This window comes from Glutamicibacter sp. NPDC088483, from assembly GCF_044753145.1.
In the GTDB taxonomy this organism is placed as follows: Bacteria; Actinomycetota; Actinomycetes; order Actinomycetales; family Micrococcaceae; genus Glutamicibacter.
The window spans coordinates 131938-154385 of record NZ_JBIVMP010000003.1; the positions used below are offsets into that span (position 1 = coordinate 131938).

At 61.9% G+C, this 22448-nt stretch carries 22 protein-coding genes; 11 read left to right on the top strand and 11 right to left on the bottom strand.

Annotation, left to right across the window (positions count from 1 at the left end; translation table 11 throughout):
- Window positions 1-88: 88 nt before the first annotated feature.
- Genes ACIP6G_RS07405 through ACIP6G_RS07415 form a run of 3 tightly spaced genes read right to left on the bottom strand, consistent with a single transcriptional unit; the run spans window position 89 to window position 3107 of the window.
- The gene (locus ACIP6G_RS07405; protein ID WP_365942783.1) at window positions 89-2347 is read right to left on the bottom strand and encodes a heavy metal translocating P-type ATPase; all 2259 of its coding nucleotides are present in this window, start codon (window positions 2345-2347) and stop codon (window positions 89-91) included.
- A gap of 56 nt (window positions 2348-2403) precedes the next feature.
- Window positions 2404-2718 carry a heavy-metal-associated domain-containing protein gene (locus ACIP6G_RS07410; protein WP_365942782.1) on the bottom strand — a complete coding sequence of 105 codons (315 nt, stop codon included), beginning with the start codon at window positions 2716-2718 and terminating at the stop codon, window positions 2404-2406.
- Window positions 2719-2777: 59 nt separating this feature from the next.
- Window positions 2778-3107: a metal-sensitive transcriptional regulator gene (locus ACIP6G_RS07415; RefSeq protein WP_105656113.1), complete on the bottom strand. Its 330-nt coding sequence runs from the start codon at window positions 3105-3107 to the stop codon at window positions 2778-2780.
- 96 nt (window positions 3108-3203) lie between these two features.
- Here ACIP6G_RS07415 and ACIP6G_RS07420 point away from each other — a divergent pair, with 96 nt between their 5' ends.
- Together ACIP6G_RS07420 and ACIP6G_RS07425 are read left to right on the top strand one after the other, a co-directional pair.
- The gene (locus ACIP6G_RS07420; RefSeq protein ID WP_133834168.1) at window positions 3204-4346 is read left to right on the top strand and encodes a peptidoglycan bridge formation glycyltransferase FemA/FemB family protein; all 1143 of its coding nucleotides are present in this window, start codon (window positions 3204-3206) and stop codon (window positions 4344-4346) included.
- Window positions 4347-4359: 13 nt separating this feature from the next.
- A complete protein-coding gene (locus tag ACIP6G_RS07425) occupies window positions 4360-5634 on the top strand; it encodes a hypothetical protein (protein ID WP_365942781.1) in 1275 nt (424 codons plus the stop codon).
- Between the two features lie 12 nt (window positions 5635-5646).
- On the opposite strand, the gene ACIP6G_RS07430 is transcribed toward ACIP6G_RS07425, so the two are convergent.
- Complete coding sequence (locus ACIP6G_RS07430; protein WP_365942780.1) at window positions 5647-7071, bottom strand: DUF4232 domain-containing protein; 1425 nt, start codon at window positions 7069-7071, stop codon at window positions 5647-5649.
- 109 nt (window positions 7072-7180) lie between these two features.
- Here ACIP6G_RS07430 and ACIP6G_RS07435 point away from each other — a divergent pair, with 109 nt between their 5' ends.
- Both ACIP6G_RS07435 and ACIP6G_RS07440 read left to right on the top strand, forming a co-directional pair.
- Window positions 7181-7639, top strand: a complete 459-nt coding sequence (locus tag ACIP6G_RS07435) for a GatB/YqeY domain-containing protein (protein ID WP_365942778.1) — start codon at window positions 7181-7183, stop codon at window positions 7637-7639.
- A gap of 115 nt (window positions 7640-7754) precedes the next feature.
- Window positions 7755-9002, top strand: a complete 1248-nt coding sequence (locus ACIP6G_RS07440) for an MFS transporter (RefSeq protein ID WP_365942776.1) — start codon at window positions 7755-7757, stop codon at window positions 9000-9002.
- Here ACIP6G_RS07440 and ACIP6G_RS07445 read toward each other — a convergent pair.
- Together ACIP6G_RS07445 and ACIP6G_RS07450 are read right to left on the bottom strand one after the other, a co-directional pair.
- On the bottom strand, window positions 8999-9763 hold the full coding sequence (locus ACIP6G_RS07445; protein ID WP_105662055.1) for a DUF2786 domain-containing protein: 765 nt from the start codon (window positions 9761-9763) through the stop codon (window positions 8999-9001). The genes ACIP6G_RS07440 and ACIP6G_RS07445 overlap by 4 nt on opposite strands.
- 408 nt (window positions 9764-10171) lie before the next feature.
- The gene (locus tag ACIP6G_RS07450; protein ID WP_365942775.1) at window positions 10172-10837 is read right to left on the bottom strand and encodes a helix-turn-helix domain-containing protein; all 666 of its coding nucleotides are present in this window, start codon (window positions 10835-10837) and stop codon (window positions 10172-10174) included.
- A gap of 169 nt (window positions 10838-11006) precedes the next feature.
- On the opposite strand from ACIP6G_RS07450, the gene ACIP6G_RS07455 reads away from it, so the two are divergent.
- The 3 genes from ACIP6G_RS07455 (at window position 11007) to ACIP6G_RS07465 (ending at window position 14649) form a co-directional block, all read left to right on the top strand.
- Complete coding sequence (locus ACIP6G_RS07455; RefSeq protein WP_365942774.1) at window positions 11007-12905, top strand: FAD-dependent monooxygenase; 1899 nt, start codon at window positions 11007-11009, stop codon at window positions 12903-12905.
- Between the two features lie 112 nt (window positions 12906-13017).
- Window positions 13018-13737: an AAA family ATPase gene (locus ACIP6G_RS07460; RefSeq protein ID WP_102599184.1), complete on the top strand. Its 720-nt coding sequence runs from the start codon at window positions 13018-13020 to the stop codon at window positions 13735-13737.
- A gap of 84 nt (window positions 13738-13821) precedes the next feature.
- Window positions 13822-14649 (top strand): PspA/IM30 family protein, encoded by an 828-nt coding sequence (locus tag ACIP6G_RS07465; RefSeq protein ID WP_365942773.1) that lies wholly within the window; start codon window positions 13822-13824, stop codon window positions 14647-14649.
- An 86-nt stretch (window positions 14650-14735) separates the two neighbouring features.
- On the opposite strand, the gene ACIP6G_RS07470 is transcribed toward ACIP6G_RS07465, so the two are convergent.
- The 3 genes from ACIP6G_RS07470 to ACIP6G_RS07480 are packed head-to-tail and all read right to left on the bottom strand — an operon-like array spanning window position 14736 to window position 17565.
- A complete protein-coding gene (locus ACIP6G_RS07470) occupies window positions 14736-15599 on the bottom strand; it encodes a hypothetical protein (RefSeq protein ID WP_105656124.1) in 864 nt (287 codons plus the stop codon).
- Window positions 15596-16285 carry a response regulator transcription factor gene (locus tag ACIP6G_RS07475; protein ID WP_332727922.1) on the bottom strand — a complete coding sequence of 230 codons (690 nt, stop codon included), beginning with the start codon at window positions 16283-16285 and terminating at the stop codon, window positions 15596-15598. The genes ACIP6G_RS07470 and ACIP6G_RS07475 overlap by 4 nt, the downstream gene beginning before the upstream one ends.
- A complete protein-coding gene (locus tag ACIP6G_RS07480) occupies window positions 16273-17565 on the bottom strand; it encodes a sensor histidine kinase (protein ID WP_400289409.1) in 1293 nt (430 codons plus the stop codon). Before ACIP6G_RS07480 ends, ACIP6G_RS07475 begins: the two co-directional genes overlap by 13 nt.
- A gap of 125 nt (window positions 17566-17690) precedes the next feature.
- Here ACIP6G_RS07480 and ACIP6G_RS07485 point away from each other — a divergent pair, with 125 nt between their 5' ends.
- Window positions 17691-18299: a GNAT family N-acetyltransferase gene (locus ACIP6G_RS07485; RefSeq protein ID WP_365942771.1), complete on the top strand. Its 609-nt coding sequence runs from the start codon at window positions 17691-17693 to the stop codon at window positions 18297-18299.
- A 71-nt stretch (window positions 18300-18370) separates the two neighbouring features.
- Window positions 18371-19210, top strand: a complete 840-nt coding sequence (locus ACIP6G_RS07490) for an SGNH/GDSL hydrolase family protein (protein ID WP_365942770.1) — start codon at window positions 18371-18373, stop codon at window positions 19208-19210.
- Between the two features lie 12 nt (window positions 19211-19222).
- Here ACIP6G_RS07490 and ACIP6G_RS07495 read toward each other — a convergent pair whose 3' ends face one another.
- Together ACIP6G_RS07495 and ACIP6G_RS07500 are read right to left on the bottom strand one after the other, a co-directional pair.
- Entirely contained in the window at window positions 19223-19645 is a 423-nt protein-coding gene (locus ACIP6G_RS07495) for a VOC family protein (RefSeq protein WP_105656139.1), read from the bottom strand.
- Window positions 19646-19843: 198 nt separating this feature from the next.
- Complete coding sequence (locus tag ACIP6G_RS07500; protein ID WP_105656140.1) at window positions 19844-20266, bottom strand: acyl-CoA thioesterase; 423 nt, start codon at window positions 20264-20266, stop codon at window positions 19844-19846.
- Between the two features lie 244 nt (window positions 20267-20510).
- Between ACIP6G_RS07500 and glsA the strand changes: the two genes are divergently transcribed.
- Together glsA and ACIP6G_RS07510 are read left to right on the top strand one after the other, a co-directional pair.
- Window positions 20511-21539 carry a glutaminase A gene (gene glsA / locus ACIP6G_RS07505; RefSeq protein WP_105656141.1) on the top strand — a complete coding sequence of 343 codons (1029 nt, stop codon included), beginning with the start codon at window positions 20511-20513 and terminating at the stop codon, window positions 21537-21539.
- A gap of 338 nt (window positions 21540-21877) precedes the next feature.
- Window positions 21878-22432, top strand: coding sequence for an alternate-type signal peptide domain-containing protein (locus ACIP6G_RS07510; protein WP_332489206.1), 555 nt, complete (start codon window positions 21878-21880; stop codon window positions 22430-22432).
- Window positions 22433-22448: the final 16 nt, after the last annotated feature.

Sequence of the window (22448 nt, forward strand, 5' to 3'; positions counted from 1 at the left end):
CTTCGTAATGATTCGGGAAGCAAGGGCATGGATGCGGCAAAGCGGGGCATCGGTTCAACCGATGCCCCGCGTGGGGAGGTACGGAGGGCTACTTCCCGAACCGTCGCAGCCGCAGCGAGTTCAGTACCACCAGCACCGAGCTGGCTGCCATGGCCGCTCCGGCGATCATCGGGTTCAGCAAGCCCAGGGCCGCAATCGGAATGCCGGCAGTGTTGTAGGCGAAAGCCCAGAACAGGTTCATCTTGATGGTGGACAGGGTTCGGGCCGACAGGTCGATGGCCTGCGTGACCTGATGCAGGTCGTTACCCATCAGGGTGATGTCCGCGGCTTCGATGGCCACATCGGTGCCCGAGCCCATGGCGATGCCGAGGTCGGCCTGCGCCAGTGCTGGCGCGTCATTCACGCCATCGCCCACCATGGCCACGACCTTGCCCTGCTCTTGCAATGAGGTGATCGCCTGGGCCTTGCCGGCAGGGAAGACCCCGGCGAATACGTCCTCGGCCTTGATGCCTACCTGGGCGGCAACCTCGGTAGCCACCGACTGGTTGTCGCCGGTCAGCAGCACCACGCGCAGGCCGCGCTCCTGGAGTTCGGAAATAGCTTTTGCGGAGCTGTCCTTGATCTTGTCCGCCACCGAGATCACTGCCTGGAACTGCTGGTCCACCGCGACCAGGATGGCGGTCGCGCCGGCCTGCTCGGCTTCCGCGAGCATGGCCTTGGCGGAGTCATCCAAGGACGCGCCCTGGGCTTCGAGCCAGCTGAAGCGGCCTACGGCAACGCGATGCCCGTTGACCGTGCCGACCACGCCGCCGCCCGGATCGGAATCGAAGTCGCTGGCTTCGGGCAGCGGGCCCAAGTCGACTGCGGCCTTGGCGATGGCCTGGGCGATCGGATGCTCGGAATGGTGTTCCACGGCACCGGCCAAGGCCAGGACCTCATCGGGATCGACTCCGTCGATGGCCTCGATGCCCTGATGGGCCATGACCCCGGTGGTCACGGTGCCGGTCTTGTCCAGCACGATGGTGTCCAGCTTGCGGGTATCTTCCAGGACCTGCGGGCCGCGGATCAGGATGCCCAGCTGCGCGCCGCGGCCGGTACCGACCAGCAAGCCGATCGGGGTCGCCAGGCCCAATGCGCAGGGGCAGGCGATGACCAGCACGGCGACCGCAGCGGTGAACGCCTGGTAGGGATCGCCGCTGGCAAAGAACCAGATCACGAACGTGAGCAGCGCAATGGCCAGTACGATCGGTACGAAGACGGAGGAAATCCGGTCAGCCAGGCGGGCAATGGGCGCCTTGCCCGACTGGGCTTCGGAGACCAGCTTGCCCATCTGGGCCAAGGTGGTGTCCGCGCCAACGCGGGTAGCTTCGATCACCAGCCGGCCCGAGGCATTCAAGGTCGCGCCGGTGACTTCATCGCCGGGCCCGGCCTTCTGCGGGACCGATTCGCCGGTAAGCAGCGAGGTGTCTACCGCGCTGGCGCCGTCAATGACCACGCCGTCAGTAGCGATCTTCTCGCCGGGGCGCACCACGAAATGGTCTCCGACCTGCACCTGCCCGGCAGGGATCTTCACTTCCGCGCCGTCGCGAAGCACCACTGCATCCTTGGCGCCCAGGTTCAGCAAGGACTTCAGCGCATCGGATGCCGAGGACTTGGCGCGGTGCTCCAGGAAACGGCCCAGCAGCAGCAAAGTGGCCACGACGCCGGCAGTTTCAAAGTAGAGCGCATGCTCGGACATGGACATGCCGATATGGGCGGTCAGCTGCGGATCGAGGATCAGCTGCACTGCAGAGAAGAAGTAGGCCGCGAGCACACCGAGGGAAACCAGAGTGTCCATGGTCGAGGCCAGGTGCCGTGCGTTGACGGCCGCTGCCTTGTGGAAAGGCCAGGCGCCGTAGAAGACCACGGGAGTGGCCAGCGCGAAGGCGACCCAACCCCAATGCGGGAACTGCGCTGCGGGAATCATGGAAATGATGAACAGCGGAATGGTGAAGATCGCGGAGACCAGCAGGCGGCGCAGCAGGTGGTTGGGCACCAGGTGCTCGTGCCCGCCGTGATCATGCTCCCCGTGTCCCTGGTGATCCGAACTGGCGGGTTTGGGTGGGCGCTTGAGGGAAGCGGTATAGCCGGCGGCGTGCACCGTATCGATCAGTGCTTCATCGGTGACATCGGCTGGGACCTGGACCTTGGCGGTTTCCAGGGGCAGGTTCACCGTCGCGCTGACACCGGGCAGCTTGCCGAGTTTGCGTTCCACCCGATTCACGCACGAGGCGCAGGTCATTCCCTGGATGTCCAGATCGACGGTGCGCAATTCGGGGATTGTTTCATGCGGGGCATGGGAAGTCATGATTTACGACCTTGCACTTTCTTGCCGTTGTGGCTTGGTGCCTGGCTTTTTTGCGGCTAGGCGTTAATTGCTTCGACGGTGTAACCAGCCTCGTCGATGGCATTGCGAATGCTCTCTTCGCTTACGGTTGCGCTGGTGGTGACGTTGGCGGTGGACACGCCCTTCGCATCGAGGAACACTTCCACCTCTTGCACCCCATCAAGCTCCTTGAGCTCCTCGGTGACAGAGGATACGCAGTGGCCGCAGGTCATGCCGGAGATCTTGATTTCCATATGGCTAGTCAGCGGGGTGCTCTGCTCGCGGGGAATGATCTGCAGGCCCTGGTTGGAGTTCTTTTCCGAGGAGCATCCGCAATTGCAGTTGTGGCTCATGATCTTGCTCTCTTTCGATGAATTCTGTGTGAATTGGAAATGGGTGCGTTGGGGCGCGCTCAGCGCACCAAACGGGAGATGGCGGCCGTGGCCTCGGCGATTTTGTCTTGCACGATGGATGGATCACCCGTCTCGATGGATGACTTGGCCGCATCAACCACGCAATGGCCGATATGGTCATCGATCAGCTGCACGCTGACCTTGTGCAATGCCGCGTTGATAGCGGAGATCTGGGTCAGGATGTCGATGCAGTACTTGTCTTCATCGACCATCTTGGCCACTCCGCGCACCTGGCCTTCAATGCGCTTCAGGCGTCGTTCCAACGCGCTTTTATCCGCGTGATAGCCGTGGTGCTCAGCTGTTTCATGTGGCGTGTGGTTGGTATCCATATTTCGATCATACCCCCTAGGGGTATTAAGTCAAGTACCCCCTAGGGGTATCCAGCATCCCCCAGCCGGAGAGGGAAGCACGGTAGGATTTCACCCGTGAGCCACAACGAACTTCATGTGCGTCCGATTTCCGGCACCGAGCACTCAGCATTCCTTGAGACCGCCCAAGACGTCAGCTTCCTGCAGCGTCCCGAATGGGCTCAGGTCAAGGGCGGCTGGCGCGGTGAATCCCTCGGCTGGTTCGAGGAAGACGAGCTGGTGGGCGCGGCACTGGTGCTGCATCGTGCAGCCCCGGTCATCAAGAAGACCCTCGCCTACATCCCCGATGGCCCGGTCATCGACTTCGGCACCTATGCTCCGGGACAGGTAATCCAGCCGCTGGCCGCCTACCTGAAGAATCGTGGCGCATTCCAGCTGAAGATGGGCCCCGGACTGGCCGTGCGCACCTGGGGTGCCGCCGCGGTGCGCAAGAACCTGGGCAAGGAAGGGTTCACCCAGCTCGCTGACCTTGAAACCCAGAGCACCTCAGGCACCGCGCTAGCGCTGAATGACGCCTTGCTGGAAATGGGCTTCTCCAAAGAAGATGTGGGACTGGACTTCGCTGCGGGCCAGCCGGAATTCGTGGCCCGCGTGGCGTTGCAAGATGATGACGGCAACCAGCTGGACGTGGACCAGGTCATGGCCAGCTACTCGGCGACCACCCGCAACGAGACCCGCAAGGCGCTGAAGAGCACCCTGGAAATCGAAGTCGGCCAGACCAAGGACATGGCCCGCTTCCATGCCCTGTACAACCACACCGCGGACCGCCAGGACTTCACCGGCCGCCCGCTGGGCTACTTCGAGAAGATGCACACCGTGCTCAACGAAGCGGTGCCGGGCTCCTGCACCCTGTACATCGCCAGCAACGAAGGCGTGGACCTGGCCGCATCCATTGTCATCCGTTCCTCGAACCTGGCCTGGTACCTGTACGGCGCTTCCTCCTCGGAGCAGCGCAAGCTGTTCGCGCCGAAGGCGATCATGCAGCACATGGTCATCGATTCCATCGAGGCAGGTTGCCGCTATCTGGACCAGGGCGGCGTGAGCGCGACCCTGGACAAGGAGCACCACCTCTCGGGGCTGACCAAGTTCAAGACCAACACCGGCTGCGACATCGTGCAGACCAACGGCGAGTGGGACCTGGCGCTGAACAAGCCCCTGGCGTGGGCCTTCGAAAAATACATGAACTGGCGCAAGAAGTAGGGAAAACACCACTTTGGCAATCGATCCAACCCAGCCATTTGTCCCGGTCATCCTCGGCGGGGACATCGGCACCTACACCTTGGCGCGCGAATTCTACGAGGCCTACGGGGTGCGCTCGGTGGTTCTGCCGGCTGCCGGCAACGGCGTCATAGAGCACTCGGTAGCCATCGAACTGCGCCCCATCGGCTCCATGGCCGACCAGGGACGCGTAGTCGCGGCCCTGGTCGAGCTGGCCGATGAGCTGAAGGCCGCGGCGGATCGGCCGCTGATGCTTTTCGGCTCCCTGGACTTCCACATCATGCTGATCGCCAAGAACCGTGAGCAGCTTGAGGAACAGTACGTCATCCCGTACCCCCAGCTGGAAACCATCGAGGGTGCGGCACTGAAAGAGAACTTCTACGCGCTCGCCGAAAAATTGGGCATCGCCCACCCGCGCACCGCCGTGTATTACCCGGGAACCCCGCTGGATTCGCTGGTTGGTTCCTTCGACTACCCGGTCATCGGCAAGCCATCGAGCTCCGCGGATTGGATCGCCGCCAAGTTCGAGGGCAAGCAGAAGATCCACACCATCGACAGCCGCGCCGACCTCGAAGCCCTGGTTTCCAGAATCGATGGCAGCGGCTACGACTCGGGCTATATCTTCCAGGAGTACATTCCGGGTGGAGATGACGCGATGCGCCTGTGCACCTACTTCGCCACCCAGGAAGAAAAGGTCATCTTCGCCGGCTACGGCGAAGTGGTGATCGAGGAGCATGCCCCGCTGGTGCTGGGCAATTCGGCCGCCATTGTCAGCGGTCGCAACGATGCGATGGCCGCCGATGGCGCGCGCATGCTCGAAGAACTGGGCTGGCGCGGAATTGCCATGATCGATGCCAAATACGATCACCGCGATGGCCAGATCAAATTCTTCGAGATCAACCCGCGCCTGGGCCGCAACCACTTCTACCTGACCGCAGCCGGGGTGAACCCGGCCCGTTTCTATGTCACCGAGTTCCTCGGCGCGCAGTTCGATCACTCGAACCCGGAAACCGACGCGGTGGTGGACACCGGGACAGGTGTCTTGCAGCTGTCGCGCCAGCGGCTATTCACCGTGCTGCCGCACCACTTGCTGCGCCGCTTCCTGGACAGCGGAACCGGCCGCAAGGCAGAAGCACTGCTCAAGGCAGGCAAGGTCTCGAACCCGTTGAAGTTCGCAGCCGAGAAGAACCCTCGCCGCAAGCTCTATCTGCTGTTGAATGCGGCCAACCACTACCGCAAGTTCAAGGCGTTCCCGCCGCGCACCCAGTAGGCTTGCCCAGGCCTAGGGCCTAGGAGTGGCCGGTGGTTGCGGTTTGAAGGCGTCTCCAGGAATTGCCCACCCGTCGCGCGCCTGGACCCAGGGGCTTTGGGCGACCTGCGCCCCGTCCAGGATGTCAAGGGACGTCGGCTGGCCATCGTATTGGGGTGCGAGCTGGACCGGTTTCATCCCCTTGGCTGCGGCGATGACCAGGGCAACGGTTTCATCCGGATCCTGGGACGTTGACATGGCATTCCAATCCAGCGTCGAAATCACCGCTTCGCCGGAAGGGATGGCAACGCGTTCAAGGAGGATATCCGGTTCGGGCTGCAGCTCGATATCCGGCTGGGCATCGCCGGCCTCGTTGAGGAAATCGATCTGCGGGTAGGACTGCAACGCGCACGAGCGAGCAGAAATGTTCTTGGCGTAGACCGCCATGTACCGTGAACCGGCAGCTGCATCGGGTGCGCCGAGGGCTATTTCCAAGTCCCCCTCTGCGCACAACGGAGCTGACTGATTCGCTGGCCAGCTTTTGACCTTGTCGGGAAGAACCACAGGCTTGGGAATCAGCCATTGTGGTTTCTTGTTTCCAACCCAGCCTTCAGCAAGGACCTCGTATCGAGGCGATGCCAGCTTGTAGGGCATCGGCTCGCCAAAGGGACCATGCCGCTCCAGCCATAAGCGGGTTTCCTTTTCCGCCTCTGCTGGCGCCTCGTTGCCGAGGACCAGGTTCAATCCGGAATGATCAATGCTGGCGCTCTCGAAGACACCTCGCTTGGCCGCCTCGATAAGAAGCTGGAGCTCGGGAATATCAGTGCGATTCGCGGGCGAATAGCGCACGGATCGGTCTGCTAGTGCCAAATCGGTAGGATGCTTGGCCCGTGCAGCGAATTTTCCCAGCGCCAGCAGCTGCTCCAAGCTAAGCGCCGTGGCCGAGTAGTTAGCCGCACTTGCCGCGCCCAGCTCGCGTAGGCGGAATGCGAATGAAGCCCTCTCACCGAGAAGACCAGGCTTCGCTTGCTCTTCGCCTCCAAAGTGCGAAAGATTGTCGGAGACTTCCAGAGGGTAGGTTTTCGTTTTTGAGCCTGGGACATTTTGGGGTTCACCGGCGACAAAGGCCAGATCGATGTCCCGCAAGTTCAGGGCATGGGCCCCAGCCTGGATCTGTTGTGCCATCTCCCGCACGATTTCTTCCGCTTGCACAGGATCGAGCTGATCCGAGAGCACGAATTGCAGGTCAACTGACAGATCCGGTGCGGCCAAGGCATCGTGATCCATGACCTCGGAGGACATCTGGACGCCAAGGACCCCGTCCCGGTCCTCGACGGCTGCAACGAAATCGCAAACTTCATCGGGCGCGTCGCAGGAATTCCATGGCTGCCAGATCACCAGGATGGCTGCGATAAGAGCCAGTGCGATGACGCTAGCTCCAGCGCGCAGTGAATTCATCTGGCTACTGTATCAAATGTGACCTCATGCTTGACCGCTGGTACTCCGGAAAACGGTAACGGGATAATGCGAGTAAAATTTCAAGCACACGTATTGAAAGCGAGTTCCCATGAGTTTGAAAGATCGCCTGCGCGATGACAGCATCGCCCATCTGAAGGCCGGCAACGAGCTGGAGAAGACGACCCTGCGCAATATCCTCAGTGCCATCGGCACCAAGGAAAAGTCCGGAAAGAACCCCAGCGAGCTCAACGACCAGGATGTCGAGAACCTGCTTCGCAAGGAAGTCGGCAACCGCGAGGAAACTGCTGGCCTGGCCGCCAAGGACGGCCGCACCAAATTGGCTGAACGCGAATTGGCCGAAGCCGCCTTCATCTCCACGTACCTGCCCAAGATGCTTGACGAAGCGCAAGCCCAGGACATTGTCGAGAGGATCATGGCCGAACTTGCAGCCGATCACGACCTGACCATGAAGGACATGGGCCAGGCCATGAAGCTGGTCGGCGCCGAAATCGCTGGCCGCTTCGATGGCAAGGCTGTCTCCCAGATGGTGCGCGCCAAACTGGGCTAGCCAACACTGGACTTTTCATTCGGCACGGGCCGTCCCACTTTTGGGGCGGCCCGTTGCCGTAGTCCAGGCAACGGGGATGGGATCCGGGTTTTGAAGCAGATAGTCTGTGGATACCATGCCTGACTTCCCGAAAAACCGCGCCACCCTGTCCAAGGGCTCTGGCGCACTGCTGATCCTTGCCATCATCCTGGCCTCGCTGAACCTGCGTCCTGCCGTCACCTCCTTGGGGTCCCTGCTTGATCTGGTGATTGGCGACCTGCAGATGAATGGCTTCGTGGCCGGAATGATCACCGGCATCCCTCCACTGTGCTTCGCGCTGCTGGGTCCCTTGGCGCCGCGGCTGGCCGGGAAGCGCGGACCGGAACTAGTGGTGGCCTCAGCCATGGGTGCTGTCCTGTTGGGCATTGCCCTGCGCGCGGTGGCTCCGGGGACCGGATTCTTCCTGCTGTGCACCGCATTGGCCCTTGCGGGCATCGCGGTGGGCAACATTCTCATGCCGGTACTGGTCAAGCGCTGGTTCCCGGGAAAGATCGGGATTGTCACCGGCGCCTACACTACGGCGGTTGCCTTGGGTGCTTCCGGAGTTGCGGGGGTCGCCGTGCCGGTGAATCAGATGCTCGGCGGAAACTGGCGCGTGGGCTTGGGATTCTGGGCAATTCTGGCCTTGCTGGCGCTGGTGCTGTGGCTTTTGGTGTACTTCGGGATGCGCAACCAAATCGCAGCCCAGCAGCAGCATCTTGCCAGTAACTCAAATGATGCGGCCGGCATCGGGCCGATGAGCAAGAACGCCACCGCATGGTGGGTGGCGTTGTTCTTCGGCGGGCAGTCCGCCGTGGCTTATATCTTCATGGGGTGGCTGCCCAAGATCTTCATCGACTTGGGAGTCTCGCCGGCATTCGCTGGATCCCTGCTGGCGATCCTGCTGGGTGTGGGCGTGCCTTTGTCCTTCGTGATGCCGGCGCTCGCTGCCAAATTCTCGAACCAGGCGCCACTGGTGATCTTCAAAGGTGCCGTGGGCATCATCGCGATCATCGGCATGCTGCTTGCTCCGGTCCAGGGAGCGGTGCTGTGGGCGGTGCTGCTGGGCATTTGCGGGTCGAACTTCCCGCTGGCCTTGACCATGATCGGCTTGAAGGCCCGCACCGCCGCGGGTGTCTCGAAGCTCTCCACCTTCGGCCAGTCTGCGGGCTATCTGCTGGCGTTCCCCGGTCCGTTCCTGGTCGGGGTGCTGCACGAAACTTCGGGTTCATGGGTTGCGCCAATGTGGCTTATTGCCGGCTTGATCGTTTTCCAGACCCTGGTCGGCATCATGGCCGGGCGTCCGCGCTACATCGAGGACACGCAACTAGAGCAAGTGCGCTAGCTGGCGACTTCGCCGGTCGCGGCTGAGTCGACGTGCTTGTCGAAACCGAGATCTGCCTGGCTTCCTGCGACCCGTCCGGCCAATGAGGCATTGGCGCTTCCGGCTGCGGCGCGGTTCCTGCTGCGGCGCAGGAACGGATATTGGTTGCTGACGAATTCGTCGACCTGTTCCTTGCGGCTAGCCAGGACCAGTTCGGTCCCGCTGCCGCTGTGCACGCTTTCTTCCTGGTAGAGGATGGCGATGCGCGAAGCGACTTGCAGGTAGAAGCTGCGCTGGAATTCGCGGCGTTCAATGGTTTTCTCGGAATCGGTGTACCAATTCGCGTAGAGCTTGCCCTCCTGTGCCCACCAGTGGGCCATGGCAGCAGTCGCCTGGACAACCAAGGAGGCGAAGAGATTCTTGACGGTAGCTACATCCGATTCATGGCCGATGATGTACAGCCTGCACGAGGTCGAGTAGTTGCTTTGCAGCATGGACACCGTGCGGAAGGCCCGGCCCACAGCGGACAGGCCATCGCGCTGTCCCAGGCGGTAGACGCCGCGCATATCGAAGTGCTCCTCGATAATGGCTTCCTTCTTCTTGCCCCGGTGGGCCGAGTCGGCATCCAGTTCCGCACGGCCGATGCCATAGCGCACCATGAGCCGTTCGGCATGTTCCTGGAAGGCCTGCGCTTCGTGCGGAAAAGTGGTGTTCTCGGCCTTGTTCAGCAATAGGGCAATGCGTTCTTTCAAGCGTTGCAGCTTTTGCTCAGAGGTGCTCATGGCTTCTTCCTTGCTAGCGGTCCGGCGGTGGCGAAGCGGTCATATCCGGTTCTCTGCATTAGTTTGCCACGAGGTGCAGAGCCCTGCTTGAGGGGCTGTGGGTAACTGCCGCCAGTGGACCCTAGCCGGTTGTGCAAACCGCGCGTAGAGTGAAGGCACCAAGCAGGTCCAGCAGGCCCGCGAACTTCGCTTCGCGGCTGGTCATCGGAGGTTGTGATGGGTGATTTTCGTGCATACACCATGGAAGAGCGGGCCACGTACCTGGCTCCTTCATGCGATCGCTGCGGGCAGCACCGCCACATAGTGTGGGAGAAGGTTGAAGGAACCCAGACCTACCGTCCGCGTGATGCGGGGTGCTCCAATGAGGCCTGCACCGCCTAGCTAGCGCAGCGTGCGGGCAGGTACCGCTCACGAGCGGATGCCCAGGCTTGCCGAGATGCGTGCCGAGGCGGCCGTAAGCACGGCTGCAATGTGGTTGCGATCGCGTTCCAGTGGCGGGTAGATGACGGCGATGGCCGCGGGCTTGCCCTGCGGGAGCACCAGCGGAACGGCAATCGAGGTTAGTCCCGGGATCACTTCGTCATGGCTGAATTCGAAGTTCTTGGCCGGGTGCTCCTGGGGATTGAGCATGGAACGGATGACCCGTCCCGGTGCGCCGTTGTCGATCGGATGGCGGGTGCCCGGGCGCTGGGCCACGGTGGCATCGGCGAGCCGGGGTTCTGCGGTGCTCAGGGTAACGGCTGCCTCGCCATCGAAGACGACAAGCAGCGCCGTCATCTGCAGCTCATCGGAGACGGTGGCCAGATGCGGTGCGGCCGCGGCCTGCAGGGACTTGGCGACGTTGCGCGCCAGCGCGCCCAGGCGGGCTCCCAATTCGAGCTCGCCTGCCGGATTGCGTTCCACGAATCCGTACTGCTCGAAGGTCTTGACCAGCCGGTAGGCCATGGAGCGGTGCACGCCTAGCAGTCCGGCGAGTTCCGAGACGCTCAGCGGCGTCGCGGATTCCCCGATCAGGGTCAGTGCCTCTAGCCCGCGGCCCAGGGTCTGCGAACCGCCTTCGGTGGTTTTGCTCATGTTCCAATCATTCCATCTGGCCTGCGCAGATGCCTGCCGCGCTGTTCCCGGTGTGATCCACGTCTTGCCTACAGCCTACGTGAAAGCTACGATTGTTTCTATAGTTAGGACAGTGTCGCAATTATAGAGACAATGAAGTTCAGCGGCACAGCGATAGGGGAGCCACATTATGCAGATTCACCACAGGGGATACGTTTCCGGGGATCCACGGGTCAAGGAAGCGGCCGGCTACGGCATCGACCGCGCCGAGCAAATTCCCGATGAAATGGATGTGCTGATCGTTGGAACCGGTCCGGCGGCCGCCGTGGTGACCGCGCAGCTCTCGCGCTTCCCGAGCATCAACGCCCGCGCCATCGAGATGCGCCCGGGCCGGCTCGACGTCGGCCAGGCCGACGGCATCCAGGCCCGCTCGGTGGAAACCTTCCAGGCTTTCGGCTTCGCCAACGAGGTTGTCGAAGAGGCCTACCGCAATGTCGAAATGTGCTTCTGGACCCCGGACCCCGAGAACCCGGCGAACATCAAGCGCCATTCGCGTGCTGCCGACGACTCCACCGGAATGAGCGAGTTCCCGCACATCTACGTGAACCAGTCGCGCATCCTGGACTACTTCCTGCGTGACGCCGAACGCGCGCCGGGCAAAATCACCCCGGACTACGGCGTGGAATACCTCGGCTGCGAGATCGACCCGGACGCCGAATACCCGGTGTCCGCGCGCATCAAGTACGTGGCGGGGCCGCGTACTGGCGAAGAGCGCACCGTGAAGGCCAAGTACCTGGTTGGCGGCGACGGCGCGCGCAGCCAGGTGCGCCGCTCGCTGGGCCACAAGCTGCACGGCGATGCGGCCCTGCATGCCTGGGGCGTCATGGACGTCATGGTCAACACCGACTTCCCGGACATCCAGGTCAAATGCTCCATCCAGTCCCATGACGCGGGCAATATCCTGCTTATCCCGCGCGAGGGCGGCTATCTGGTCCGCTTCTACGTGGACCTGGGCGAGCTGACCGCCGAGGATGCCGGGGCCATCCGCAACACCCCGGTCGAGGAAATCGTGGCCACGGCCAACCGCATCATCCACCCGTACACGATGGACGTGAAGAACGTCGCCTGGTTCTCGGTCTACGAGGTGGCCCACCGCATCACCGACGGCTTCGACGACGTCTCCGATGAGGAGCGCGGCACCCGCTGCGCGCGCGCCTTCATCATGGGCGATGCCTGCCACACCCACTCGGCCAAGGCCGGGCAGGGCATGAACGTGTCCATCCAGGACGGCTTCAACCTGGGCTGGAAGCTGGCCGCCGTGCTCGAAGGCCGCGCCCCGGATGCGCTGCTGGATACCTACGCCGGGGAACGCAAGGTCATCGCGCAGAACCTGATTGACTTCGACAAGGAATGGTCCACCCTGATGGCCAAGTCCGTGGACGATTGGGAAGACCCTGACGAGCTGGAGAAGTACTACACCAAGACCCAGGAATTCCCTGCCGGGTTCATGACGCAGTACACCCAATCGCTGATCACCGCCGGCCTGGAGCACCAGGATCTGGCCCCGGGCTTCCCGGTGGGCAAGCGCTTCAAGTCCGCCGAGGTCATCCGCCGTTCGGATAACCGCTGGCGCCACCTGGGCCACTTCCACGAGGCTGACGGACGCTGGCGCATCTACGCCTTCGCCGATGCGGCTGCACCGGCACTGGAGGGCACCGCAATGGCCGACTTCGCCGCTTGGTGGAGCGCCGATCCGGCATCGCCGCGCAACCTGTACACCCCGGCAGGCGGGGACGAGGATGCCGTTTTCGATACCAAGGCCATCTACCAGCAGGACTATACGCAGGTCGAGCTGCATGATGTGCCCAAGGCCTTCCAGCCGCTGAAGGTCCCGTACGGCCTGCACGACATCAACCAGGTATTCGCAGCCGGCCACGGCCGCGACATCTTCCGCGACCGCGAAATCAGCAAGAACGGCGCCATCGTGGTGGTTCGCCCGGATCAGTACGTCGCCGGGATCTTCCCGCTGGATGCGCGTGAGGAGATCGCCGCGTTCTTCGCCGGGAACATGCTTCCGGTCAACGGCTAGGAAACCCTATTGGCTCTTTTGGCCGCACCCTGCTGAACCATGGGTGCGGCCAAGGGGCCAAGCCTGCATAACTGCCGCCAAGCTGTCGCGCGCTGCTGGTAGCCTCGGGTGCATGAGCGCACTTTTCGACACGCTGCCGGTTCGCCGCATCACCGAACATCCCAAGGCACCCATGGATCGTTCCGACTGGGCCGCCCAGATCCCGGCGGTGCAGCAACTGCTTGACGAGGGCCTTGAACTGGGCCAGCTGACTGTGCTGGTGGGGGAGAACGGCGCGGGAAAATCAACGCTCGTCGAGGCGATTGCAGCGGCCTTTGGGCTGAATGCCGAGGGCGGAACCCGCAACAGCATGCACCAGACCCAACCCACCGAATCCGGGTTGTCCTCGCACCTGCAATTGGAACGCGGAGCCGGTGCGTCCAAGGCCGGCGTGTTCTTGCGCGCGGAAACCATGCACGGGCACTTCGCCTATCTGGGCTCCATCGGCTCGCGCGGAAAGCACAATTTCCAGAGCCATGGCGAATCCTTCGTCGAGTTCTTCACCGAGCGCTCGTATGTCAATGGGTTGTGGGTTTTCGACGAAGCCGAGTCAGCGCTGTCCTTCAATGGCTGCCTCATGCTGCTCTCGCATATTGCAGATCTGCTGCGTTCCGGTTCCCAGGTAATTCTCTCCACCCACTCGCCAATTCTTGCTTCCTTGCCGGAGGCGCGGATCTATGAAATCGGGGAGTGGGGCATCCGCGAATCGGACTACGACGAGTTGGACATGGTGCGGAACTGGCGGCTTTTCCTGGATGCCCCGGGACGGTACCTGCGCCATTTCAATGACTAGATTGCCGACGCAGCGTGGTCTTCGGTTAGAGCGGCGCTGCTAATTCCCCTAAGCTTTAAGCAACGGAAGACGAAGGGACGCACTATGGCCAAGAAGCGCTCAATTTGGGCTCGAATGTTCGGTATCGGCAAGGCTAACGCCAACGCCGCTTTGGATGCTCTGGAGGATCCGAAGAAGATGCTGGACCAGTCGGTTCGCGAATACACCAACAACATTGCCCAGGCCGAGCAGGCGGTTGCCCAGACCATCGGCAACCTGCGCATGGCCGAGGACGACCACGCCAAGTTCCAGCAGGAAGCCAAGGACTGGGGCAACAAGGCGCTGGCCGCGTCGAACAAGGCTGACGAATATTCTGCCGCCGGTGACAGCACCAACCAGCAGAAGTTCAACCAGCTGGCTACGGTGGCCATCCAGCGCCAGATGGATGCCGAGAAGCGCGCCAAGAACCTGGGATCCACGATCACCACCCAGCGTGATGTCGTGGCCAAGCTGAAGACCGGTCTGAACACCATGCAGGCCAAGCGCCAGGAACTGGTGGCCAAGCGCGATGAGCTGGTGGCCCGCGCGCGCAATGCCAAGACCCAGAACCAGATGATGGACACCCTCAAGGCCCTGGACATCAACGACCCGACCAGCGAGATCAGCCGCTTCGAGCAGCAGATCCGCCAGGACGAAGCCAAGGTCCGCGGTGCGCAGGAACTGGCGGCCTCTTCCCTGGATGCGCAGTTCGCGCAGCTGGAAGACCTCGGTGCCGAGACCGAAGTCGATGCGCGCTTGGCAGCCTTGAAGGCCAGCAACGCACCGCAGGACATCCTCGAGGAAGCCGACGGCGCAGCGCAGATCGAAGCCGGCGCACCGCAGGTTTCCGAGATCGAAGCACGCCTGGCTGCCTTGAAGAAGAACCAGGCCTAGGTCCTAGCCACAAGCGCCAAAGCGTCCCTTCCCGGATCACTACTGATCCGGGAAGGGACGCTTTGCCTTTTTCGTGGGAACCGGGTCTAGCGGCCAACCGATTCCTGGGCGGTGCCTGCTGGATGCAAGGTGGCACTGCCTGCGGAGACATCGATCGTGATCTTGTTAGGGGAGTTAGGATCGGTGGCGAGCAGGTTCTCGACGGATCCGGCGGCCGTATTCTGCCGCAGGTCGTAGGTGGCCTCGGGCAGTTCCAGCTCCAGCGAGCCGGCGCTGACACTGCCCTCGATGCTCTTGGGCGCCGTGCCCGAGAGTTCGCCAATGAGTTCGCCGGCCGAGATATCAAACCGGGCGCTTCGGACATTGTCCAGGCGCACCGTTGCTTCCCCTGCGCCCAAGTCGATATCGGCGGTGTGCGCGCTGCCGGTGAGGTTCAGCTCCCCGGCACCGACTTCAACCACCAGGTCCTTGTAGGCGCCGACTGCGTTGAAGGATCCGGCGGACAGCTCGAAGTCCGCATCCAGCCTTCCGTTGTCCATGGATTGCGGAAGCACCAGCGTTGCCTCGTTGTCGTCGAATCCGCAGCCGAAGAAGCAGAAGTTGTCCCAGGCATTCGGGGCTTCGACGATGAGCCGATCGCGCTCCCGATGCAGCTTCCAGCTCGCGGCCTTGGCGCTTTTGACTTCAAGTGTTGCCTTGTCGGTGTCCGCAAAGACCAGATCGAAGCGTCCCGAGCTCGCCGAAACTTCCAAGGCGGTCACCCCGGAGACCTCTGCTTCGTGGACCGAATGCTCCCGGGAGACCGAAGCAAAGGCGCTGCGTGCCGTGGCGATGACCAAGGTGAGAATGACCAGCCCGCCGAGCACCGCGAGGATGATATTCAGCGGCTTGCCGTTGTTGGGTGGCGCCGGTGGGTTTGGCGGTAGCGGCATGGTTTGCGTGGTAGTCATGATCCTGTCCTGTCTGTGCGGTTGGTGCCCAGGGTTTCAATATGAGCCAGGGCTGCCAGCACGCGCCGGTTGCCCGTTCCGTCGGCTTCCAAGCCGAGTTTCTGGAAGATGGAAGTGATGTACTTTTCTACGCTGGCCTCCGAGAGGAAGAGCAGCGCGGCGATCGCCTGGTTGGATTTTCCTTCGGCCAGTGCGGCCAGGACTGTGCGTTCCCGGTCGGTCAGCTTCTGCATGCGGTCATCGTGATTGCGTCGAGTCAACAGCTGTGCCACCACTTCCTGGTCCAAGACGGTTCCACCACCTGCAATCTGCTCCAGCGAAGCAATGAACTCGCTGACATCCGCAACACGGTCCTTGAGCAGGTAGCCGATCGCTCCGGACTGGGTGGAAATCAGTTCCGAGGCGTAGCGCTCCTCGACGTACTGGGAGAGCACCAGCACCGGCAGATCCGGATACTTCTTGCGCAGTTCCAACGCCGCACGGATGCCTTCATCCGTGTAGGTCGGCGGGAGACGGACATCCAGGATGCAGATCTGCGGGAAATCATCGGCGGACGAGTTGTCCAGGAAATCCATCAGCCCGCTGGTTTCGGGCAAATCCGCGACAACATGGTGGCCGCTGTGGGCCAGCAACCTGACCAGCCCTTCACGCAGCAGGACCGAATCCTCGCAAATCAGTACGCGCATGGCACGTTCACCTCCACTGCAGTTGGCCCGCCCTGGGGGCTGTCCAGGCTAAAGGTGCCGCCGGCGGCGAGCACCCGATTATTGATTCCATCCAGGCCGCCGCCGGGGGTGATGCGCGCCCCGCCGGTGCCGTTGTCCTCGATGCGGGCCCACAGGCTCTGCCGGCCCTCATGCTCCCGGACCCTCACGGTGATCTGGCAGCGCTGGGCCCGCGAATGCTTGGCAGCATTGGTCAGCGCCTCGGCAATGGCGAAGTACACCGCCGCTTCGGCCACGCGCGGATAGCGCCCATTGAGCTGGATATCCAGGCCAACCGGGATATGCGAGCGGCCTGCGATAGCCGAGAGCGCCGCATCCAGTCCGCGGTCATCGAGCACCGACGCGTAGATTCCGCGGGTGAGCTGGCGCAGTTCGGTAATCGCGGACTTGGTTGAAGCGTGGGCTTCGGCCACCAGTTCCTTGGCCTGGCGCGGATCGCTGTCGATCTGTTGGTGCGCAAGCCCCAAGGTCATGGCCACGGAGACCAGCCGGGGCTGGACCCCATCGTGCAGGTCGCGTTCGATGCGGGTGCGCTCCACCTCTGCGGCGCGCACCGCTCCTTCACGCTGCACCGCGGTCGTGCGCACGCGTTCGACCAGTGCACTCTCGCGGGCAATAGAGCCGACGATTCCCACGGTGACCATCCGGTGCAAGAAAACCAAGCCGATAACCACTGCTATTCCCAGCAGCGCCGCCAGCACCAGCCAAGGTGCCTGGCTTACCGGGGTCTGGAAGCCCCACAGCCCGGGAACGGTTCCCAGCGGGTCGGCACTATCTGCCTGCAAGACCGGGGCGAAGGCAACGATGGACGAACGCACGGCCATTTGCAGGGCAGTGAGCATCAGCGAGCCGGCCAGGCAGGAGAAGAGCAAGCTTCCCAGCAGCGCCCACATGCGTCCGTTGGACACATTGCGTCCGAGCGAACGGACGTATTCGCCAAAGCCTTCACGGCGGCGTGGCCGCCAGGTCAGCGGAGCGACGTCCATGTCGTAGAGGTTGCTGATTCGAGTCAGCTCGAAGCGGGCCAGGCCGAAGAGCGCATAGACCAATCCGGCCAAGACGACCAGGCCCAAACCGAGGATCGGGGTCAGCGCGACGCCTACCGAGAGCCAGGCCAGCAGCAGCGAGAACAGGATCAGGCCGGCAGACCCGAACAATGCCATATGCAGCAGTGTCATGCCCAATCTCAGTGGGGGACGGGCAGGTGCGGTGCCCGGTAGAACCTTAGGTGTCGAAGTCATACCTCAACACTAGAGCGCGCAGGTCAGCGCCAACACCGAGGGAACCGGAGTTCTTCATTATGGAAAACCCGAAGAATTTGCCTCCCAGGGTGCCCTTTTGGCTTTTCGGAGCGCAGGATGGACAGATGGACACGAACCAGGATCCGCAGGCGGCAGGAACAGCGCCCATCGAGATCAGGCCCCTGGCCGAAGAACGCATGGATGACTTCGCGACGGTAGTGAATCCGAGCCGGAGGAAGAATCATTGCTGGTGCTTGTCGCACCGGATCGGTGCCGCCGAGATCAGGGAACGAGGTGCAGGGGACCGGTTCGCCGCCATGCGCTCGCTGAGCACCGAGCCGATTGCCCCGGGAGTGATCGCCTATCGCGCAGGGGAACCGGTGGGCTGGTGCAGCATCGCTCCGCGATCGAGGATCCCACTGCTGGAAAAGTCCAAGCTCATCAGGCCCGTCGATGATCTGGAGGCTTGGAGCATCACCTGTATGGTGGTGCGCAGCGGCTACCGCCGCCAGGGCGTGAATCGGGAAATGGTCCAAGGCGCAGTGCAGTATGCGCGGGACCTCGGGGCGCCAGCGGTCGAAGCCTACCCCGTGGATCCGGCAGGGCGGATGGACCTGACTATGGCCTTCGTCGGAACCAGGAAGATGTTCGAGCAGGCCGGGTTCGAGGTCGTCGGGGTCAGCGACGCCCAAGCCAGCAGGATGCCCCGGCTGATCATGCGCATGGTTTTCTGAACCGCCAGGGTTTACCAGAAATTCAACCGCAAGCTTCATGCTATGCACTTTCGGCTTCTAGCGTCGGTAGCATGGGACGGCTGTTTATGGCGATCGGGGATTCCTTTACCGAAGGTGTGGGGGACTGGGAACCCAGGCTGCCCAACGGTGTACGCGGATGGGCCGATCGCGTGGCCAAGCAGTTATCCAAAGCGGATCCCGAGTGGCAGTACGTGAACCTGGGAATACGCAGCCGACGACTCCAGTCGATTATCGACGAGCAGATCCCCATAGCCCTGGAACTCAGGCCGGAGGTGATCACCTTTTATGCCGGCGGCAACGACATCCTGGAATTCCGCAAGGACATGAAGGAATTCCTTGCCCGATACTCGCAGGCTGTCGAAGCCCTGGTTTCCACGGGTGCCAAGGTCCTGCTGTTCACCGGGTTCGATATCCCCGTGCACCCGGTGCTCGCCCCGTTCAAGCGGCGCAACTGGCGCTTCAATGATCACGTGCGCCGGCTCGCTGAACGCTATCCGGACTCAGTAGTGCTCGTTGACTACTGGAATTGGGAGGCGTACCGGGATAAGCGCATGTGGGATATCGACAAGCTGCACATGAATCGTGCCGGCCATCGCTACATGGCCATCAGGATCCTGGAGATCCTCGGGTATCCACACCAGCTGGTTTTCGATCCCTTTGGCGCCGCGGACCGGGTCGGATTCTGGCAGGGCACGCAGCGCGACGTGGAGTGGCTGAGGCAGTGGGTGCTGCCGATGTTCGGGCGGCGCATGCGCGGCATTACCCTGGGGGACCAGCTGCGTCCCCGCTGGCCGGAGCCGATGCATCCGGCCAAGGGGATGAAGAAGCAGTTCCGCAAGCGCCGCAAAGCAGAAGAGCTGCGGCACCTGCGGATTTCCGAGGTCGGCTAGTTGCTTAGCTGCCTAGCTGCCTGGGTTTTCCATTGCTTCTGGACTCATCCACGCGATTTCCCAGACGTGGCCATCCGGGTCCTGGACGGCTGCCTGGTACATGCCCGGGAATGGCTCATCTGCCGGGCGGTAGATGCTGCCGCCACCGGCCTCGGCCCGTGCGACGAAGTCGTCGACGCCTTCGCGGGTTTCTGCCGAGAGGGCATTGAGGGTTTCGCGCAGGCCGCTTCCGAGCGCCGGCTTATCGCCGTTGACCAGGAAGCTTGCGAAGAACTCCTGGCGCAGCACCATCACGAGAATATTCTCGGCGATGATCCATGAGGTGGCATTTTCATCGGAGAACGTCGTGTTCTTGGTGAAGCCCATGGCCTCGTAGAACTTGTCGGCTCTGGCTAGATCGGCGGTCGGTAGGTTGACGAAAATCATCTGGCCCATGGGTTTCTCGCTTCTGCGTCGGGGGAATTCCTCAGTGCAAAAACAACTTTGCTGGACGCATGAACCGAGCGCAAGAGCTATGCGGGATTAACCTTGAAATGAAACAAGGCCCCGCTAGGACACGCAGTTAAGCGCGGCCGTGCGGGGCCTTGAACCAAACCCTTGAATTCTTGAGGGCTTCGGGCATTCAAACGGGGACTAGATCAGTGCCTTGGTGATTTCCAGCGGGATGCGATCGCGGGTGTAGGTGATGTGGTCGTAGCCGTGCGGCGCCGGCTTGCCATCTTCGCCGATGTTCACGAAGACGATCTTCTCGATGGTCAGGATCGATTCCTGGGTGAAGATGTTGCGCACCTCAGCGCGCAGGGTGACCGAAGTCCGGCCGAAGTCGATAGCGGTCAGGCCCATCTCGATCAGGTCGCCTTCCTTTGCGGAGGCGATGAAGTTGATCTCGGACATGAACTTGGTGACAACGTGCTTGTTGCCCAGCTGGATGATCGAGTAGATCGCAGCTTCTTCGTCGATCCAGCGCAGCAGGCTGCCGCCGAACAGCGTGCCGTTTGCGTTCAAGTCTTCTGGGCGAACCCACTTGCGCGTATGAAAAGTAATACCCTTAGCCATACACAAAATGCTAAGTCAGATCGGGTGCATTGCGCTGTAAGGTGCTCCACAATGTAGGGGAAAACACATGCGATTCATGCATTGAATACCAAGTGGACGCGTGATTGGGGCGGGTGCCGGGAGAACTGGCCCAATGCTTCTTGCCTGCTGATGGCTGTATCCAAGGTGCTAAGCGGCAATGCTGTTGATAAGGTCAAATCAAGCAGCATGAATCAACGGACCCAGGACTAAAAGGCAGGTGAAGATGACCTATCCTTCGGAAGGGAACAACGAAACTATTCCCACCGATTTCGACGACGTCGTTCAGCAAGTTTCTACCGGTGAGCTGGAACATGATCGCATCGATTCCCTGCTCAAGGAAGCCCATGAGCGATACGCGGATGCAGACGACGGGCTCCTTGCCCACTACATTCCGATCCTGGGCCAAGCGGACCCCAATCTCTTTGGCATCGCCATGTCCCACGTCGGCGGCTCTGTCCACATGGTTGGCGATTGCGATCACCTGTTCTCGATCCAGTCGATCTCCAAGATGTTCGTCTACGCGCTGGTGGTGCAGGAGCATGGGCGCGAGGTCGTTCGCGAACGCATCGGCGTGAACAATACGGGCATGTCTTTCAACTCTGTGATGGCCGTCGAATTGAACAACGGCTTGCCGATGAACCCCATGGTCAATGCCGGCGCCATCGCCACGACAGCAATGATGCCCGGCAAGACCGCTGCCAAGAAGTGGGAGAACGTCCGGGAAGGGCTCTCCGCCTTTGCTGGCCGGGCGCTGAGCCTGGATGACGAGGTCTACCACTCCGAATCGCTGGCCAACGAGCGCAACAAGGCCCTGGGTCATTTGCTCAAGAGCTACGGGCGGCTGGAGAACGAACCTGCGGATGCCGTTGATGTGTACACCAAGCAGTGCTCGCTGAATATCAGCGCGCATGATCTTGCCGTCATGGGCGCGACGCTGGCCGATGGCGGAGTGAACCCGGTGACCGGAAAGCGCGTCGTCGATGCAGACGTTTGCCGCGATACCCTGGCGACCGTGGCCTCCAACGGCTTGTACGAGCGTTCTGGCGAGTGGCTGTTCGAGATCGGGATTCCGGCTAAGTCCGGGGTTTCTGGCGGCATTGTCGCGGTAGCTCCGGGCAAGGGCGCCATTGGCGCGTTCTCGCCGCCCTTGGACATGGCCGGGAACTCGGTGCGCGCGCAGCTGGCCATCGGGCAGCTTTCGCGTGCCATGGGCCTGAATCTGTTTGCGTCGGCGCCAGATCGGGAAAGCTGATCCCGGGCGTTTCACGCATTATCCAAAAGGCGGATTGATTCGCTAACTAGCTAGACTTTTATGGACAGGTGGATGGCCTTTGCCGTCCATCTTTCGCCATTCGGCGCCGGATCGTTTCGAGAGTTGAAATCCTCGCGCAAAGGAGCTGGTCAGCTGCTGGTTAGCAAGAATTTTCGATGCCATGAGAATACGTTTTCACGGCGGTTGTCTTGTTTCCTTTAGCGGTGCAGACCGGCGGCAGCGACATGTGACGTCCGGGGGTTGTAAAACCTACTAAACAAGCTTTACTTAAAGTGTGTGTCACTGGGGGCACCTGAAACTTTGAGGATGCGTAATTCATGAAGAAAGTAACCAAGGCAACCATTGCTGCTGTTGCAGCCGGAGCGCTGTTGCTCGGCGGCGCTGGAACGATCGCGCGCTGGCAGGCGCAGCAGACTATTGACGCGGGCACCGTGGAAACCGGCCACCTGAACTTGACGACCAACGGGGAGGGCAGCTGGCAGGACATCAGCAATCCGGAAGCGCCCGAGCCGTTCGACCCGGCAACCCAGCAGCTCGTTCCCGGGGACGTTGTTGCGTTCAGCCAGACCGCCACCATCGATGCCGAAGGCAAGAACATTGCTGGATCGCTGAGCGTCGACCAGGCGGCTACGGCGCTGGGAGCGTTGGAAGGATACGTGACCGTCGCTCTGCAGGTCGATGCATCGGCGCCGGGGATTACGGAGGAAGCTGACGGCACACTGAGCTTTGCCGATCCGGGCACCTATTCAGTTCCATTCCTGATCACCGTCACCTTTGCCGAAGGAGCGGTGGGGGACACCCCGCCGTCGACCTACGACCAGCCGCTGGATCTTGAAGCGCTGACGCTGACCTTGGACCAAGTCCGCGCTTAGTCATGGAACGTGGATT

Coding starts and splice junctions, on each gene's coding strand:
- ACIP6G_RS07485 (WP_365942771.1), top strand. CDS start 17,691: ATGGACACGAACCAGGATCCGCAGGCGGCAGGAACAGCGCCCATCGAG.
- ACIP6G_RS07440 (WP_365942776.1), top strand. CDS start 7,755: ATGCCTGACTTCCCGAAAAACCGCGCCACCCTGTCCAAGGGCTCTGGC.
- ACIP6G_RS07500 (WP_105656140.1), bottom strand. CDS start 20,266: ATGGCTAAGGGTATTACTTTTCATACGCGCAAGTGGGTTCGCCCAGAA.
- ACIP6G_RS07415 (WP_105656113.1), bottom strand. CDS start 3,107: ATGGATACCAACCACACGCCACATGAAACAGCTGAGCACCACGGCTAT.
- glsA (WP_105656141.1), top strand. CDS start 20,511: ATGACCTATCCTTCGGAAGGGAACAACGAAACTATTCCCACCGATTTC.
- ACIP6G_RS07430 (WP_365942780.1), bottom strand. CDS start 7,071: ATGAATTCACTGCGCGCTGGAGCTAGCGTCATCGCACTGGCTCTTATC.
- ACIP6G_RS07465 (WP_365942773.1), top strand. CDS start 13,822: ATGGCCAAGAAGCGCTCAATTTGGGCTCGAATGTTCGGTATCGGCAAG.
- ACIP6G_RS07455 (WP_365942774.1), top strand. CDS start 11,007: ATGCAGATTCACCACAGGGGATACGTTTCCGGGGATCCACGGGTCAAG.
- ACIP6G_RS07435 (WP_365942778.1), top strand. CDS start 7,181: ATGAGTTTGAAAGATCGCCTGCGCGATGACAGCATCGCCCATCTGAAG.
- ACIP6G_RS07405 (WP_365942783.1), bottom strand. CDS start 2,347: ATGACTTCCCATGCCCCGCATGAAACAATCCCCGAATTGCGCACCGTC.
- ACIP6G_RS07510 (WP_332489206.1), top strand. CDS start 21,878: ATGAAGAAAGTAACCAAGGCAACCATTGCTGCTGTTGCAGCCGGAGCG.
- ACIP6G_RS07470 (WP_105656124.1), bottom strand. CDS start 15,599: ATGACTACCACGCAAACCATGCCGCTACCGCCAAACCCACCGGCGCCA.
- ACIP6G_RS07460 (WP_102599184.1), top strand. CDS start 13,018: ATGAGCGCACTTTTCGACACGCTGCCGGTTCGCCGCATCACCGAACAT.
- ACIP6G_RS07480 (WP_400289409.1), bottom strand. CDS start 17,565: ATGACTTCGACACCTAAGGTTCTACCGGGCACCGCACCTGCCCGTCCC.
- ACIP6G_RS07490 (WP_365942770.1), top strand. CDS start 18,371: ATGGGACGGCTGTTTATGGCGATCGGGGATTCCTTTACCGAAGGTGTG.
- ACIP6G_RS07445 (WP_105662055.1), bottom strand. CDS start 9,763: ATGAGCACCTCTGAGCAAAAGCTGCAACGCTTGAAAGAACGCATTGCC.
- ACIP6G_RS07410 (WP_365942782.1), bottom strand. CDS start 2,718: ATGAGCCACAACTGCAATTGCGGATGCTCCTCGGAAAAGAACTCCAAC.
- ACIP6G_RS07495 (WP_105656139.1), bottom strand. CDS start 19,645: ATGGGCCAGATGATTTTCGTCAACCTACCGACCGCCGATCTAGCCAGA.
- ACIP6G_RS07450 (WP_365942775.1), bottom strand. CDS start 10,837: ATGAGCAAAACCACCGAAGGCGGTTCGCAGACCCTGGGCCGCGGGCTA.
- ACIP6G_RS07475 (WP_332727922.1), bottom strand. CDS start 16,285: ATGCGCGTACTGATTTGCGAGGATTCGGTCCTGCTGCGTGAAGGGCTG.